Here is a 16,326-nt window from a genome sequence, read left to right on the forward strand (position 1 = left end):
TATGCACAAACCCAATATCACAATGGCTTGCGTGGTGCATTGCCAAGGCAAATTTCTTTTTGTCGAAGAATTCGAATACGGCAAAATGACGCTCAATCAGCCGGCGGGTCATTTGGAACAAAACGAAACGATTTTACAAGGCGCACAGCGCGAATTGTTTGAGGAAACCGGCATTCGGGCGGAAATGCAACGCTTGATCAAAATTTACCAATGGCACGCGCCGCGCAGCCAAACGGATTATTTGCGTTTTGTGTTCGCCGTCGAATTGGCGGAACAAGCAGCGATCAAGCCCTCAGATCCGGATATTAGCGGCGGGTTATGGCTAAGTTTTGAGGAATTTCAAGATTATATTCGCCAAGAAGGGCACGCCGAGCGTAATCCGTTGGTGACGCAATCCATTCTGGATTATTTAAGCGGCGTCAGCTATCCGTTGGAATTATTCGAACAATTCGGCGAAAAATAAAGCTTGATGAATTCGAGCTTTCAGGTTGATGATAAACCTGATTTAAATCGTATTTTATGTTTTTTGATGGGCTTCAGCCCATCAAAAAACATAATTACTTCAATATGATGGGCTAAAGCCCATCCTACTTAAGGATACCTTGTCAATAAATTGAAAGCTCGATGAATTCGAGCTTTATTCGATTTTTTTAACGGAAAGATTGCGTGAGCGGGACTTCCGCGTCCGGTTCGTGCGTAATGCGGTTGCGTAAATCGCGACGAATCACCTCAATCGTCCAGAACCAGAAAATATGACCGACTAATTCGGAAACGTGTTCATACCACGGCCATTCCGCTACCGGCGGAGTTAAACCCAATGCCGGGAAGGTGATGTAGTGTACGCACACATTGGCGATTAAACCTGCGCCGATACCTTGCCAGAATTTAATTTTCGGGAAACGTTCGGCAACGATACAATAGCCGATAGCGAAAACCAACGAGAAAATCATATGGGTTACGCCAATCCAGTTAAAGGCGTAATCAGCGAAAGTGAATGCCGCTTGGGTCGGATCGATACCGATATAATCACGCAAGAAAACGTGCGGCGGATTTAAAAACGCGCGCGAACATTGTTCCAATGCGCTAGCGTGGGCGGCGACTTGATCGGTGGCGGCGTTTAACGCGTCTAACACCGGTTGAGGACAAGCGGCGGTGAATAAATCTTTCGGGCTGCGTGGCGGGAACGGATGCTCCGCACCCCATTTAACGAATGCGGAAATAATTCCCGCGATGATACCGATAAATACGGCTAAACCGTAACGACGACGTGACGGTTCGGTTTGTGCAAAAATGCCTGACATAATTGACTCCGATGTGAAATAAATAAAATGATCTGTTAATTTTATTTAATTAAATTAAATAAAATTGCGACGATCTTAATCTAATCTTGCGTGCAGTCAAGGTTTTTCGGAAAATGCAGGCAATAAAAAAGGCGATCAAATCGACCGCACTTTTATTTGAAAGGTGAAACGCCGAAAAAAATTAGAGTTTTGCCGATAACATCGCTTCTAATTTTTCTTGGTCGGCGGCAAATTTACGAATGCCGTCGGCTAATTTTTCCACTGCCATCGCATCGGCGTTATGTTGCCAATAAAATTCGCTTTCGGTTAGCGGTTGCGGTTTGGCTTTCACTTCGCCGGTATAGCTTAATTTACGCGTAAGTGCGGTGGTATTTTCTTGTAATTCTTTTAATAATCCCGGTGAAATGGTTAAGCGATCGCAGCCCGCCAATTCGGTGATTTCGCCGACGTTACGGAAACTTGCGCCCATTACGACGGTTTCATAGCCGTGTTGTTTGTAATAGTTATAGATTTTGGTGACGGAAATTACACCCGGATCCTCTGCCGGCGCATAGTCTTTTTTCTCGCCGTTGGCTTTGTACCAGTCCAAAATACGTCCGACGAACGGTGAAATCAAATACACGCCCGCTTCCGCACAAGCACGCGCCTGCGCTTCGGAGAACAATAAAGTTAAGTTACAATTAATGCCTTCTTTTTCCAAAATTTCCGCTGCGCGGATACCTTGCCAAGTGGAGGCGATTTTGATCAAAATGCGATCGTTCGACACGCCGGCTTCGTTATAAAGCGCAATCAATTTACGCGCTTTTTCAACGGTGGCTTGGGTGTTATAAGAAAGGCGCGCATCTACTTCCGTTGAAATGCGTCCCGGCACGATTTTTAAAATTTCCAGCCCGATGTTCACTGCCAATTTATCTTCCGCATCGATTAATTGTTGCGCCGGATCCGCACTTTTGCCTTTCGCATAGGAAATCGCCTCATCAATCAGCGGCGCATATTGCGGTAACGCCGACGCGCTTAAAATCAGCGACGGGTTGGTTGTCGCGTCTTGCGGTCGGTAAGTTTTAATCGCTTCGATATCGCCGGTATCGGCAACAACAACGGTCATACTGCGTAAGGCTTCTAATTGTGTAGTCATAATTTTCCTCTAATGTCTGCTTTATTGTGTTGTAAATAATTTGTAAACGCTAATACAATAACATATCTTTGTGATGATGAAACAGCTATTTTAACTTTAAGAGTAATAGGCGATTTCTAACGTTCCATCATAATTCTATCAGCGAAAAATAACCGTGATCTTAATCACAGTATAAGGAGTGAAAATGACGACACGTTGTCCTTGGGCGGGTGATCTGCCGATTTATGTGAATTATCACGATACGGAATGGGGCAAGCCGCAATACGACAGTATAAAATTATTCGAAAAGTTATGTTTGGAAGGACAACAAGCGGGGCTTTCTTGGATTACCGTGTTGAAAAAACGGGAGAATTATCGCCAAGCCTTTTTTCATTTCGACCCGCACAAAATCGCGCAAATGTCGGAAACGGATATTGATGAGTTAATGCAAAACGCAGGCTTGATTTGTCATCGTGCTAAGTTGGCGGCAATCGTCACTAATGCACGCGCTTATTTGGCGATGGAAAAGTGCGGTGAAAATTTTAGCGATTTTATTTGGTCGTTTGTGAATCATCAACCGCAAATCAACGACGTGCCGAACCTTGCCGCCATTCCGAGCAAAACGGCGGTTTCTGCCGCGCTGTCGAAAGCCTTAAAGAAAAAAGGCTTCGTGTTTGTCGGCGAAACCACTTGTTATGCCTTTATGCAGTCAATGGGATTGGTGGACGATCATCTTAACGACTGCCCTTGCAAGCATAAATAAAATGCTTTTTGCTTTGATTTTCTTTATAATCAAAGCAATTTTCACTCAAAATAAATAAAACGGTTACCCGATGTTTCAACACGCGGCGTCTCATACGCGCGAGGTGCCGAATTGAAAGAGGTTACGCCTCTCTCAATCACATTATTCGTCATAAATGGCGAGGGTTTTAACCATAAGGTAAACTTAGATGAAAAAAAATTATCTTACCCTGCTTTCTCTGTCAGTTTTAACCGCACTTTATAGTTCGCAAAGTTTTGCGGATCTGCGGCAACAATGTTTGCTCGGCGTGCCGCGTTTTACCGGCGAAACCGTCCAAGGCAATCCGAATGATCAGCCGGTTTATATTGAAGCGGATCGCGCGGAATTGAATCAACCGACCAATGCTCGCTATGAAGGCGATGTGGACATTAAGCAAGGAAACCGTCATTTAAAAGCGCAAGTTGCGGAAGTGACGCAATCCGGCGAAGGCGATAATGTGCAACGTTATGCTTATGCGCAAGGCGGATTCGATTATAAAGATAATCAAATCAACTTGCTCGGCAGCGAGGCGAAAATTCATTTAAACAGCAAAGATACCGATATTCAAAACGCCGATTATCAACTGGTGAATCGCCAAGGGCGCGGTAAAGCGGAACAAATCGAACTGCGCGACGATTATCGTTTAATGAAAAACGCCACGTTCACCTCTTGCTTGCCGAACGATAACGCGTGGTCGGTGGATGCCGCCGAAATGCGCCAATATATTCAAGAAGAATACGCGGAAATGTGGCACGCGCGCTTTAAAGTGCACGGCGTACCGATTTTCTACACGCCTTATTTGCAATTACCTATCGGCGATCGCCGCCGTTCCGGTTTATTGATTCCGAATGCGGGAACTTCCAGCCGTGACGGTTATTGGTATTCGCAACCGATTTATTGGAACATCGCGCCGAATTTCGACGCCACGATTACGCCGAAATATATGTCGCACCGCGGTTGGCAAATTAACGGCGAAACTCGCTATTTAACCCATTTGGGCGAAGGCAAAATCGCTGCCGAATATTTAAGCAATGATCGTTACGACGAATATCTTGGTGACAACCGTTCGCGTCATTTGTTCTATTGGAAACACAGTTCCAGCTTTTTGAAAAATTGGCGTTTAAATGTAGATTATACGCGTGTTAGCGATAAGCGTTATTTCACCGATTTTGATTCCGATTACGGTAGCAGTACCGACGGTTATGCGGATCAAACGGCGCGTATTGCGTATTATCAACCGAATTACAATTTGTCTATTTCGGCAAAACAATTCCAAGTGTTTGACGAAGCGAACATCGGGCCTTATCGCGCACTGCCGCAAATCGACTTTAATTATTACAAAAATTCCTTGGGCGGTTTAGTGGATTTCAAACTCTTTTCCCAAGCCGTTCGATTTGATAATGACAGCGCGTTAATGCCGAAGGCTTGGCGTTTCCATTTGGAGCCGAGTTTGAATCTTCCGTTGTCCGCGCGTTACGGCAGCGTGAATATCGAAACCAAATTATACGCCACGCATTATAATCAAAAGAAAGGTTCCGGCAGCAAAGCGGAAGACGTGCAAAGCTCGGTTAATCGTGTATTACCGCAAGTGAAAGTGGATTTCCAAACCCTGTTGGCAAGCAATAAAACTTTGATCGACGGTTATACCCAAACCATCGAACCGCGCGTGCAATATTTGTATCGTCCGTATAAAGATCAAAGCAATATCGGTTCCAAACTCAACTCCGATTATCTCGGTTTCGGTTATGACTCGGCGTTGTTGCAACAAGATTATTATTCCTTGTTCCGCGATCGTCGTTACAGCGGATTAGACCGAATCGCCTCCGCCAACCAATTTACCGTGGGCGGTACGACGCGTTTTTACGATAAACAAGCGAACGAACGCTTTAATTTCTCTCTCGGCCAAATTTATTACATTCGCGATTCGCGTATCGACGACAATTCGGACAACAGCACTTACGGATCCTCCTCCTCTTGGGCGATGGAATCGAACTGGCGCATTAATAAAAAATGGAACTGGCGCGGAAGTTATCAATACGATACCCGTTTAAACCAAACCTCTTTGGCGAATACGACCTTAGAATTTAATCCGCAAGGACGTAATTTGGTGCAACTGAACTATCGTTACGCCAGCCAAGCCTACATCGACCAAAACTTAACTTCGGCGATTAACCGATACAACCAAGACATCAAACAAGTGGGCGTTACGGTTGCGTGGGAAGTGTCGGATAACTGGGCGCTGGTGGGCAGACATTATCAAGACATCGCCTTGAAGAAACCGGTGGAACAATATTTAGGCGTACAATATAACGCCTGTTGTTGGGCGGTGGGCGTCGGCGCACGACGTTACGTCACCAGCCGCGCCAACCAAAGCCACGACGAAGTGCTGTATGATCACAGCTTCGGCGTCACCTTCGAATTACGCGGTTTAGGTAATAACGACCATAAAAGCGGTATTGAAAATATGCTGAAAAGAGGTAAATTACCTTACGTTCAAGCATTTAGCTTATATTAAAAATCAGGCGCCGCGCGGCGCCTTTTTTATTCTTGGTGATTCAGATAAATATCAAAGCGATGATTTTTGGTTTCGCGGCTAAAGTGCGGTGCTTTTTTTGCCAGAAATTCCGCATAATCCGGACGTTTTACCACCACGCGTTTTTGCGCGATGCGTAATGCCGGTGCTAATAATTCGTCTGCGTCCGAATCTGCACCGACCAAATGCTGAAACACGCGCATTTCTTTTTTTACCAAGGCGCTTTTTTGTTTATGCGGATACATCGGATCCAAATAAACCACATCGGCAACGCAGTCCGGCGCTAAATCGCTTAGCTGTTTAACCGGCAATAATTGCATTGTTCGTTGCATTAATTCGCCGATTTCTGCATCGGCATAAGCGCGCCGCAAACCGTCTTGTAATAATAAACGTACCACCGGATGACGTTCGATCAAACGCACGCGGCAACCCAATGCCGCCAGCACGAAAGCATCGCGCCCCAAGCCCGCCGTGGCGTCAATGACCGAAGGAAGATAATCTTTTTTGATGCCCACCGCTTTCGCCACCGCTTCGCCACGCCCGCCGCCGAATTTGCGCCGATGTGCCATTGCGCCGCCGACAAAATCTACATACACCGCGCCGAGCTTGGGTTCGTCTAATTTGCGTAATTCCAACCGCACTTCTTCTTGTACTTGGGTTTGCACTAGCGCAAGCGGGCTGTCCGCGCTATGAATCAGCCCTTGTTGAGCGCAAAGTGCGGTGAAATTTTCGCGATTTTCCGTTTCGCAAATCAGTTGAATTGCTATTTCCGAATGAGCCATACGCCGCTTTCCATATGTTCGGTATAAGGGAATTGATCAAACAACGCCGCTTTTTCAATGCGGTGGGTTTGGCATAAAGACTGCAAATTGTCGCAAAGCGTGTGCGGATTGCAGGAAATATATAAAATTCGTTCGTAGCCTTGCACCAATTTTACCGTTGCGGGATCCAAACCGGCGCGCGGCGGATCGACAAAAATGGTGTTACATTCATACGCTTTGAGATCAATGCCTTTTAAGCGATTAAATTCGCGTTCGCCGTTCATCGCTTGAGTAAATTCTTCCGCCGACATTCGAATAATGCGCAGATTTTCCACGCCGTTCGCCGCAATATTAAATTGCGCCGCCGCAACGGAAGGTTTGGCGATTTCCGTTGCTAACACTTGGCGGAAATTTTGCGCCAACGCAATAGAAAAATTGCCGTTTCCGCAATACAGTTCCAATAAATCGCCGTGAGAATTTTTCGTGCACTCAATCGCCCATTGCAGCATTTTGCCGTTGACCGCCGCATTTGGTTGAGTAAAGCTGTTTTCCACTTGGCGATAAACGTAATTTTTGCCGTTGACCGGTAAAATTTCATCGACGAAATCTTGTTCCAAGCAGATTTTTTGTTTGCTCGCGCGCCCGATAAGTTGCAGATCGAAACCTTGCGCTTGCAAGACGGCGCGTAGCGCGGTTGCCGCGCGCTGCCATTCGTCGTCCAAGGTTTTATGATACAGCAAGCTGACGATAAGCTTGTCGCTTAAGGTGCTTAAATAATCAATCTGAAATAATTTATGATGCAACACGGATTGCTGTTTTAACAAAGGCAAAAGCACGCGCATCATTCGATTGATTAGCTGCGACGCGGCGGGAAAATCGTCCACACGGTAAGGGCGATGGGTTTGACGATCGAACATTATGTGATAGAAATCATCTTGATCGTGCCAGATGCGAAATTCCGCACGCATCCGATAAAATTGTTTCGGCGAATCGAAAACCTGTAACGGCGGTGCGTCGAAGGGCGCTAAAAGTGCGGTCAATTTTTGCTGTTTTTCCGCTAACAAGCGATCATAATCTGTTGTCGGAAGGGCGTTATTCATCGAAATTTACCTTATGGTTGAACGCTTTCTGGGATTCGTTTAAAGAAAGGAATATTCTAACATACAAAAACAAAAAGGCTTGAATGCCAAGCCTTTTATTGTGTTTTGCGAGAAATTATTCTGCGGAGAAATCATCCAAATTATCCACGCCGACAACGCCGGAAAGCGTATAAACGCGTTTGGTTGCCGAAATGCGCGAGCGGTATTTGTCCCAAGTTTTCTCAAAGAAGGTTTCCGCCGGACGTTCGCCGCGACAAAATGCGACAAAAGCTTTTTCTTCCGCCGTTGCAGGTTCGCGTTCGCCCGAATCCAACGCCTTGAATGCTTGACCGTATTGTTCTAATGCTTGAGATTCTTTAATGGTGTAATCGCCGTGACGGGAAAAACCGCGCGGATAATTTTTATCGTCGAAAAAACGACGTGTAACGCTAAAACTTTCAGCCATAGTATCCTCAACTATCAATTTAAAATCGGCACGCATTAAATCAATTTTTTACTATTTTTGCAATAAACCTTTTACGGTTTCCACATAATCTTGCACAAAACCTTCCGGTGTACGCGCTAAACCTTCCGGATTGACGCGGAATTTCTCGTTAACGTAAAAATCCGGCACGCCGTGCACTTGCAAACGTTCCGCCGCTTTTACTTGTTCGCTGACCAAACCGTTTACCGCGAAACTGTTTAATCCGCCGTCGAATTGCTCCGCCGTAACACCGTTATCCAAGAAAATCTTGCGCACGGCATCGGCTGAAGGTTCATTTTGATTACGTGCTTTAACCGCTGCTTGCGCCGCTTCGAATAAAGGCGCTTTCACTTTATCTTCAACGCCCAATGCCATTGCCAACGCCCACGCGCGGGTTAAATTTTCCGATTGAAAGCCTAAAAAGCTAACGTGGTATTGTTTAAACGTCGTACCTTCAGGTAAGGCATTTTTAACTTTTTCCGGAATTCCGTATTCCATTTCGAAGGAATAACAATGCGGGCAATAGAAGGAGAAGAATTCCACCACTTCCGGTTGCACAGCGCGTTCCGTTTTTAATTCGATATATTGTTTGCCTTCCGTTAAATCCGCCGCTTGCACGTTTGCAATCGCTAATGCGGAAAGTAATGCAAAAAGAACTTTTTTCATTTTAATCCTCAAATTTAAACTAATTATTTAATAATGCCGCGCGCTTTTAATAACGCGGTTTTGAAGTCTTCTTCATAATCTTTTTTAATGCCCGGAATGGGTTCGTGTTTATCCGTGCCGAACATTTTCAAATGATAAATGATCACTTCGTCGGTTAATTCCGCCACCGGTTTGTCAAATCCCGCTTCATCCGCAATTTTTTGCAGAATCTGAGTTAAATGCAAATCCGGATCATTAGACCAATATGGCTGTAAAAGTTCCAGCACTTCGTTTAAGCGATGACATTTCATAAAGTTTTCCTTATTATGTATAACAATACAGTCGATCATACTTCAATTAAGATTAGAAGAAAATATGACAATCACAATTAGCGCGGTAATTTTAGCCGGTGGGCAAGCCAAACGAATGGGCGGCGCGGATAAAGGCTTACAACTTTTTCACGGCGAGCCATTATTTATGCGGGTTTATCAACGTTTGCAAGCGCAAGTGGAACAAATTTCCGTCAATGCCAATCGAAATCAAGCGCGTTATGCGCAAAGCGGATTGCCTGTTTTTGCCGATGAATTAAGCGGCTTTCAAGGACCATTGAGCGGAATGTTGACCGCACTTGAGCGCGCGACCACGGATTTCGTCCTGTTCGCGCCTTGCGATACGCCGTTTTTGCCGTTGGATTTGGCGGAAAAATTGCAAAGTGCGGTGGAAAATCGGCAAGTTTTTGCCGCCTATGCGCACGACGGCGAACGGGAACATCCGACCTGCTGTTTACTTGCAACCTCGTTAAAAGATCCGTTAGCCCGTTATTTGCAACAAGATCAACGCAAAATTCTGCAATTTCTGCGCGAGCAGCACGCCGTCGCCGTTTATTTTAACGAGCAAAAGCAGGCTTTTTTGAACGTGAATACGCCGGAAGATTTGAAAACACCGCTTTCTGCGTAAATCTGCGATTCTCCGCTTTGTTATCGCACATATAATCAGTATAATGCGGGTATTAGCTACGTTTCAGGAAAAATAAAATGTTGAAAAAACTATCCGTTCTCTTTTTTACCGCCGTATTGTGCGGTTGTTCCGTTTCATCCTATATTCCGTTTATGGGAGACAAAAAACCGGTGATCGATTTGGATAAAGACAAAATCGATCAAAAATCCTACGCCACCGCTTACGCCGCCACCGTAGAAACCTATCGCGGCAGAGTGAACCAAGATTACGACGTCAATTCTTTCGGTAGCGGCGCAAACGACTGGTATTTGGGTCGCATTTTAGTGCCGGTCGAACAAATCAAAACAAACTTATATCAAGGCGGTCACGACAGCAATGTGTATGCTTATTACAGCGGCGTGGTGTTTGCAGCGGAACTGCAAAATAATTTCAATCGCTTAAATGCGAATTGTTGGAGTCACATCGATCAACCGAGCGCAACGCAAGGGATTTATGACGCAATGTTGGATCTGCAAAAAGACAAAGTGCGGTCGGAAAATGACGAATATATTACCCAAGGTAGCGAACAGATCTTAAAAATCTGTACGGGGAAATGACGCTTTTCGTGTCGGTATGGCAACATACCGACAATTTTTTATTTTAACCAAAGCTGAAAGGTTTTTGCATTTATAAACCGCAGTAAAATCAATATGATACGAAAATGAGGAGAAAGAATGTTTAATTTACCGGAAAACAACATTCATTTGTCGGCGCAAGCAAACGACAAACAGCAAGCCATTCAATTAGCGGCAAACGCATTGGAGCAAGCCGGTTATGTGGAAAGCGGTTATTTACAAGGAATGTTGGAACGCGAAACCCAAACCTCAACCTTTTTAGGCAACGGAATCGCCATTCCGCACGGTACGTTGGATACCCGTTCGATGGTGAAAAATACCGGCGTACAAATTTTCCAATTCCCGCAAGGGATCGAATGGGGCGAAGGCAACACCGCTTATGTGGTGATCGGTATTGCGGCGCGCTCCGATGAACATTTGGCGCTATTACGTCAACTGACGCACGTTTTGGGCGACGAAGACAAAGCGGCGAAATTAGCAACCTTGCAAGACGTGAAACAATTCCGTGCGATTTTAATGGGCGAAGAAGAATTCTCCGTTAACGCCGAAACCTTGAGTTTAGCGGTGGATACCGAAAGCCTATTGACGCTTATCGCGATCAACGCCGGCAAATTACAGCAACAAAGTGCGGTGGATAATCGCTTTGTTTCCGAAGTGATCGCCAATCCTGCGTTGCCGTTGGGTAACGGTTTATGGATCACCGATGCGGTTGCCGGAAACGAAAAAAATGCCCTTGCGTTTAGCCGTACGAAAAGCGCTTTCACGCATAACGGCAAACCTATCAACGCAGTATTAACTGTTGCTGCCGTTAATGATCAAATCAATCCGACATTGGCGCGTTTGTTGGAAAATGACGTGCAACAAGTCTTATTGAACGGCGATGCCGAACAAATTTTAGCAGCGTTAAACGGCGTTCAAACACAAGCGGCGACCGCCGACAATACGACGGAAAGCGCTCCGGTGGCGGGTTCCGTTATCGGCACTTTCACTATTCGCAACGAACACGGCTTACACGCACGTCCTGCGGCGGTATTGGTCAATGAAGTGAAAAAATTCAATGCGAAAATTACCGTAGAAAATCTCAGTCGCGCCGGTGCACCGGTTAGTGCGAAAAGCTTGATGAAATTGGTGGCGCTCGGCGTAACCCAAGGTCATCGTTTACGCTTTATCGCCGAAGGCGAAGATGCACGCGCCGCCTTGGAAAGCATCGGCAAAGTGATCACCGAAGGATTGGGTGAAACGGTTTCCGCCGTGCCGCCGCAAGAAGCGGACAGCATTGAAGTGATCGAACAACATATTCAACCGAACGTACAAGAACAGGCGCAAGACGTGCCGACCGATAGCGTAGAAGGCGTATTCGTAATTAAAAACGAACACGGCTTGCACGCGCGCCCGGCGGCGGTGTTGGTCAATGAGGTGAAAAAATATAGTGCATCCGTTGCCGTGCAAAACCTTGATCGCGAAGGACAATTAGTCAGCGCGAAAAGTTTAATGAAAATCGTTGCGCTTGGTGCGGTGAAAGGTCATCGTTTACGTTTTGTCGTAAGCGGCGAAGAAGCGGCGAAAGCTATCGAAGGCATTAAAGCGGTGATTGAAGCGGGATTGGGAGAATAACAATGGCGAAAGTTGCAACCATTACTTTAAATGCCGCCTATGATTTGGTCGGGCGACTAAAACGCATTGAATTGGGCGAAGTGAATACCGTTGAAACCTTAGGATTATTTCCGGCGGGCAAAGGCATTAACGTCGCGAAAGTCTTGAAAGATTTGGGCGTGGATGTTGCCGTGGGCGGTTTTCTCGGTCAAGACAATGCGGGTGATTTTGAAACGATGTTCAAAAAAACCGGATTGGAAGATAAATTTCAACGAGTTGCGGGCAAAACGCGCATTAACGTAAAAATTACCGAAACCGATGCCGATGTTACCGATTTGAACTTCCTCGGTTACGAAATTTCCGCCCAAGCGTGGCAAGAGTTTGTCGCGGCGTCTTTAGCGTATTGCCAAGACTTCGACATTGTTGCGGTATGCGGTAGCTTACCGCGCGGCGTCACGCCGGAATTGTTCGCCGAATGGCTGAAACAATTACATCAAGCCGGAGTGAAAGTGGTATTAGACAGCAGTAACGCCGCATTAACCGCCGGTTTAAGCGCGAATCCTTGGTTGGTAAAACCGAATCATCGCGAGCTTGAAGCTTGGATCGGACATTCCTTGCCGACGTTGGACGATATTGTCGACGCCGCGAAAAAACTGAAAGCGCAAGGTATTGCGAACGTGATCATTTCAATGGGCGCGGAAGGTTCGCTTTGGTTAAGCGATAGCGCAATCGTGCGCGCGCAACCGCCGAAATGTGAAAACGTCGTCAGCACGGTAGGCGCCGGCGATTCAATGGTCGCGGGATTAATTTACGGTTTAACCAACGGCTTATCTCAGCAAGACAGCTTAGCGTTCGCCAGCGCGGTGTCCGCTTTTGCCGTTTCGCAAAGTAACGTGGGCGTTAGTGATGTTGCCTTGCTGGAACCAATCTTAAAAAACGTTAAAATTCAACTAATTGAAGGGTAAAACAATGAAAATTTTCCTCACTCAAGGTGCCGGAATAGGAAATGCGAAAGCGTTCTTATTAAATCAAGTGGTTGCCACGGCGGCAAAACAACAAGGTCATCAAATCGTGACCGACGCGGCGCAAGCGGAACTGGTCGTTGCCTTCGGCGAAATGCCGAATAACGCGGCGTTTGCCGGTAAAAAAGCCTTTGTCGCGGATTGCGAACAAGCTTTTAACGCGCCGGAAAATGCCGTACAACAAGCTATCGCGCAAGCGGCAGATTATGTGCCGGTTGAAGGCGCAGCGGAAAGTGCGGTGGAAATTCAAGGCATTTCCGCAAGCGGTGCGAAAAATATCGTTGCGGTTACCGCTTGTCCGACAGGTGTAGCGCACACCTTTATGTCGGCGGAAGCCATTTCCGAATATGCGAAAAAACAAGGTTGGAACGTGAAAGTGGAAACGCGCGGTCAAGTGGGTTCCAGCAATATCATTTCCGCCGAAGATGTCGCCGCGGCGGATTTAGTCTTTATTGCCGCAGACATTGATGTGGATTTAAGCAAATTCGAAGGTAAACCGATGTATCGCACTTCAACCGGTTTAGCTTTGAAGAAAACCGCGCAAGAATTTGAAAAAGCTTTTAAAGAAGCGAAAATCTACAGCGCGAAAACCGCCGTGAATACAGCGGGCGGCGAAGACGCAAAAGAGGAGAAAAAAGGCTTGTATAAACATTTGATGACCGGTGTGTCTCATATGTTGCCGTTAGTGGTTGCGGGCGGTTTATTAATCGCGATTTCCTTTATGTTCGGTATCGAAGCCTTCAAAGACGAAAGCATTGCCGGCGGCTTGCCGAAAGCCTTAATGGATATCGGTGGCGGCGCGGCGTTCCACTTAATGATCGCCGTATTTGCCGGTTATGTGGCGTTTTCCATTGCAGATCGCCCGGGGCTTGCGGTCGGTCTTATCGGCGGGATGTTAGCCACTTCTGCCGGCGCGGGGATTTTAGGTGGTATCGTTGCCGGGTTCCTTGCGGGTTATGTGGTGAAATTCTTAAATGATGCGATTCAATTACCGGCAAGTTTAAGCTCGTTAAAACCGATTTTAATTTTACCGTTGTTGGGTTCGGCCATTGTCGGCTTGGCGATGGTTTATTTCATTAACCCGCCGGTTAAAGCCTTAATGGACGGCTTAGTGAATTGGTTGAACACAATGGGTCAAGCCAACGCGATTTTATTGGGTGCGGTATTGGGCGCGATGATGTGTACCGATATGGGCGGTCCGATTAACAAAGCGGCTTATACTTTCGGTGTCGGCTTAATCGCTTCCGGACAATACACACCAATGGCTGCAGTAATGGCGGCGGGTATGGTTCCACCGATCGGAATGGCAATCGCGACCATCATTGCGCGCAATAAATTCACCGCAAACCAACGCGACGCGGGTAAAGCTTCGTTTGTGTTAGGTCTATGCTTTATTTCCGAAGGGGCGTTACCGTTCGTTGCGGCGGATCCGGTTCGCGTGATCGTATCCAGTATCCTTGGCGGCGCGACCGCCGGCGCGATTTCCTTAGGTTTATCTATCGGATTACAAGCACCGCACGGCGGTTTATTCGTGATTCCGTTCGTTTCACAACCGTTGATGTACTTGGCGGCAATCGCCATCGGCTCGGTTGTGACCGGCGTAATTTATTCCGTGATCAAACCGAAAATCGCAGAATAATCGACCGCACTTTTAAAATCAAACGCCCGATAAATCGTCGGGCGTTTTTCATTTGAAACTTATTTTCTACAAAACTTCACTCATCGGAGTTGTCCTTCATCTAAATTAGGCATAGGATACCCGCCCTAATTTATTGACCTTGAAACAACTGTGAAAAAATATTTACTGCTTTTATTGGCATTGAGCTGCGGCTATTCTCTCGCTAACTCCGTTAGCTCATTTTCCGATATGGCAAACAACAAAATTAATCTAACGCCGGAGCAATTAGCACGGGAACCGGAACTGTTAGCACAGATGCTATTATCATCATTGCACCGTAATGATTTAAAAGGCGTGGCATTATTACGACCGATATACCAAAAACAAGCTTTTCAAGATCCCGTTTTATCTTTGTGGATAAAAGCGGCATTAGCAAGAAAAGAAGGTGATTTAAGCCGTGCTATCGACTTATATCGACGACTTATCAGTGCGTCGCCGGAATTATTTTCGGCAAGATTACAATTAGCAATGGCATTATTTGATAACAAGCAATATACTGCGGCGGAATATCAATTCGATAAACTAAACACCGAAGTTAAATTGCCGTTGCTCCAACAGACCATTGCCTTTTATAAAGGGCAATTAATTCGCCAAGAACAATGGGATATCGACGGAAGTTTAACTTATTTAAACGAGCCGAATATCAACAATTCGCCGAAAGATAATCAAGTGGAAAATTGGACTTTTTCGACCGAAAAAGAAAAAGCCCAAGGTTTCGGCTATATGTTATCGGCGGATAAAAAACGGCTGATAAACGATCATTTCTTTGCATTAACGGTGATTCAAGCGGACGGTAAATATTATTGGAATAATAAAAAATACAATGAATTTAACGCAAAAATCGGATTTGGCGGCGGTTTTCAAAATGTAAAAAATACCGTGAAATTAACACCTTTCGTCGAACAAGCCTTTTACGCCGGTGGTGAGCGAGGTTCACCTCAAGGTACGCTTCACCGTTATTTTAATGCGGTCGGTGTCAATTTTTCTGTCGAACATTGGCTTAATTCGAATTGGAAAACCGTACTCGCAACAGAATATTCCAAGTTGAATTATATCGACAGAAATGAATTGGACGGTAATTCGGCATTCGCCGCATTGTCATTATTTTATCTTCCGAACAGTAAACAATATTGGATGTTGGGCGCAAATTATCATCGTAAATCGACACGGAAAAAAGTTTATCAATATCGTCGCCCTGCCGTGCGAATCGCGTGGGGGCAAGAATGGGGACTGGGCATTTCAACTAGACTAGAAATGCATTATGCGTGGAGACATTACTACGCGCCGATGCGCGAAATAAGCGATTTTGCACCGTCTTTTTATAAAGTGCGGCAAAAAAATAATGAATTCGGCGGTAGCCTTTCCGTTTGGCACCGAGGCATTCATTTATGGGGAATTACGCCTAAAATTACTTGGAATTATCACCGTGTAAAAAGTAATAACCCGCTTTACCAAGTCAATAAAAATCAAATTTTACTTACGTTGACTAAAACATTTTAATATATTTTTTAACAGGGGAAACAATGAAAACTATTACAAAATTATCATTAATCGCTTTATTTTCCATCTCATTAATCGGATGTAGCGGTGGCGGCGGAGGTCATAATGAGCCTAACCATTCGCCAAATGCAGAGAAAAAGCCGTTTGTTGAAAATAAAAAATCAACCGCGCCGAATAATTCGGCACCAAAAGCGGAAGAAAACAAACCGACAGTGCAAACACCAAAGGTCGAAGAAAAACAACCCTCCGTACCGCAGCAGCCTG

General features: G+C 45.7%; 16 protein-coding genes and 1 pseudogene. 10 read left to right on the forward strand and 7 right to left on the reverse strand.

The annotated features are described in order from the left end of the window. Position 1 precedes the first annotated feature (1 nt). Positions 2–463 (forward strand): NUDIX domain-containing protein, encoded by a 462-nt coding sequence (locus CVP04_RS11195; RefSeq protein ID WP_100297594.1) that lies wholly within the window; start codon positions 2–4, stop codon positions 461–463. A 187-nt stretch (positions 464–650) separates the two neighbouring features. Here CVP04_RS11195 and CVP04_RS11200 read toward each other — a convergent pair whose 3' ends face one another. Next, positions 651–1,301 carry a YagU family protein gene (locus CVP04_RS11200; RefSeq protein ID WP_100297595.1) on the reverse strand — a complete coding sequence of 217 codons (651 nt, stop codon included), beginning with the start codon at positions 1,299–1,301 and terminating at the stop codon, positions 651–653. A gap of 181 nt (positions 1,302–1,482) precedes the next feature. Beyond that, a complete protein-coding gene (gene tal, locus CVP04_RS11205; RefSeq protein ID WP_100297596.1) occupies positions 1,483–2,436 on the reverse strand; it encodes a transaldolase in 954 nt (317 codons plus the stop codon). Positions 2,437–2,620: 184 nt separating this feature from the next. Here tal and CVP04_RS11210 point away from each other — a divergent pair, with 184 nt between their 5' ends. Beyond that, positions 2,621–3,178 (forward strand): DNA-3-methyladenine glycosylase I, encoded by a 558-nt coding sequence (locus CVP04_RS11210; protein ID WP_100297597.1) that lies wholly within the window; start codon positions 2,621–2,623, stop codon positions 3,176–3,178. Between the two features lie 187 nt (positions 3,179–3,365). Beyond that, positions 3,366–5,711 carry an LPS assembly protein LptD gene (lptD, locus tag CVP04_RS11215; RefSeq protein ID WP_100297598.1) on the forward strand — a complete coding sequence of 782 codons (2,346 nt, stop codon included), beginning with the start codon at positions 3,366–3,368 and terminating at the stop codon, positions 5,709–5,711. Positions 5,712–5,737: 26 nt separating this feature from the next. Here lptD and CVP04_RS11220 read toward each other — a convergent pair whose 3' ends face one another. The 5 genes from CVP04_RS11220 to CVP04_RS11240 all read right to left on the reverse strand — a co-directional run bounded on the left by CVP04_RS11220 (position 5,738) and on the right by CVP04_RS11240 (position 9,009). After that, positions 5,738–6,496, reverse strand: a complete 759-nt coding sequence (locus tag CVP04_RS11220; RefSeq protein WP_423738307.1) for a class I SAM-dependent methyltransferase — start codon at positions 6,494–6,496, stop codon at positions 5,738–5,740. Continuing rightward, on the reverse strand, positions 6,493–7,590 hold the full coding sequence (trmA, locus tag CVP04_RS11225) for a tRNA (uridine(54)-C5)-methyltransferase TrmA (RefSeq protein ID WP_100297600.1): 1,098 nt from the start codon (positions 7,588–7,590) through the stop codon (positions 6,493–6,495). Before trmA ends, CVP04_RS11220 begins: the two co-directional genes overlap by 4 nt. A gap of 115 nt (positions 7,591–7,705) precedes the next feature. Then, entirely contained in the window at positions 7,706–8,035 is a 330-nt protein-coding gene (locus CVP04_RS11230; RefSeq protein ID WP_100297601.1) for a MaoP family protein, read from the reverse strand. A gap of 51 nt (positions 8,036–8,086) precedes the next feature. Further along, entirely contained in the window at positions 8,087–8,719 is a 633-nt protein-coding gene (dsbA, locus tag CVP04_RS11235) for a thiol:disulfide interchange protein DsbA (RefSeq protein WP_100297602.1), read from the reverse strand. A 23-nt stretch (positions 8,720–8,742) separates the two neighbouring features. After that, positions 8,743–9,009 carry a YihD family protein gene (locus tag CVP04_RS11240; protein ID WP_100297603.1) on the reverse strand — a complete coding sequence of 89 codons (267 nt, stop codon included), beginning with the start codon at positions 9,007–9,009 and terminating at the stop codon, positions 8,743–8,745. 64 nt (positions 9,010–9,073) lie between these two features. On the opposite strand from CVP04_RS11240, the gene mobA reads away from it, so the two are divergent. The 7 genes and pseudogenes from mobA to CVP04_RS11275 all read left to right on the forward strand — a co-directional run. Further along, positions 9,074–9,655, forward strand: a complete 582-nt coding sequence (gene mobA / locus CVP04_RS11245) for a molybdenum cofactor guanylyltransferase MobA (RefSeq protein WP_100297604.1) — start codon at positions 9,074–9,076, stop codon at positions 9,653–9,655. A 77-nt stretch (positions 9,656–9,732) separates the two neighbouring features. Continuing rightward, on the forward strand, positions 9,733–10,251 hold the full coding sequence (locus CVP04_RS11250; RefSeq protein ID WP_100297605.1) for a hypothetical protein: 519 nt from the start codon (positions 9,733–9,735) through the stop codon (positions 10,249–10,251). 117 nt (positions 10,252–10,368) lie between these two features. Then, positions 10,369–11,883 carry a fused PTS fructose transporter subunit IIA/HPr protein gene (gene fruB / locus CVP04_RS11255; protein ID WP_100297606.1) on the forward strand — a complete coding sequence of 505 codons (1,515 nt, stop codon included), beginning with the start codon at positions 10,369–10,371 and terminating at the stop codon, positions 11,881–11,883. Between the two features lie 2 nt (positions 11,884–11,885). Continuing rightward, complete coding sequence (gene fruK, locus CVP04_RS11260) at positions 11,886–12,827, forward strand: 1-phosphofructokinase (RefSeq protein ID WP_100297607.1); 942 nt, start codon at positions 11,886–11,888, stop codon at positions 12,825–12,827. Positions 12,828–12,831: 4 nt separating this feature from the next. Further along, entirely contained in the window at positions 12,832–14,523 is a 1,692-nt protein-coding gene (locus tag CVP04_RS11265) for a fructose-specific PTS transporter subunit EIIC (RefSeq protein ID WP_100297608.1), read from the forward strand. Between the two features lie 150 nt (positions 14,524–14,673). Continuing rightward, positions 14,674–16,062 carry a porin family protein gene (locus tag CVP04_RS11270; protein ID WP_100297609.1) on the forward strand — a complete coding sequence of 463 codons (1,389 nt, stop codon included), beginning with the start codon at positions 14,674–14,676 and terminating at the stop codon, positions 16,060–16,062. 23 nt (positions 16,063–16,085) lie between these two features. After that, positions 16,086–16,326: pseudogene (locus CVP04_RS11275) on the forward strand (hypothetical protein); the annotation flags it as partial.

Source organism: Caviibacterium pharyngocola (genome assembly GCF_002795405.1).
GTDB lineage: Bacteria > Pseudomonadota > Gammaproteobacteria > Enterobacterales > Pasteurellaceae > Caviibacterium > Caviibacterium pharyngocola.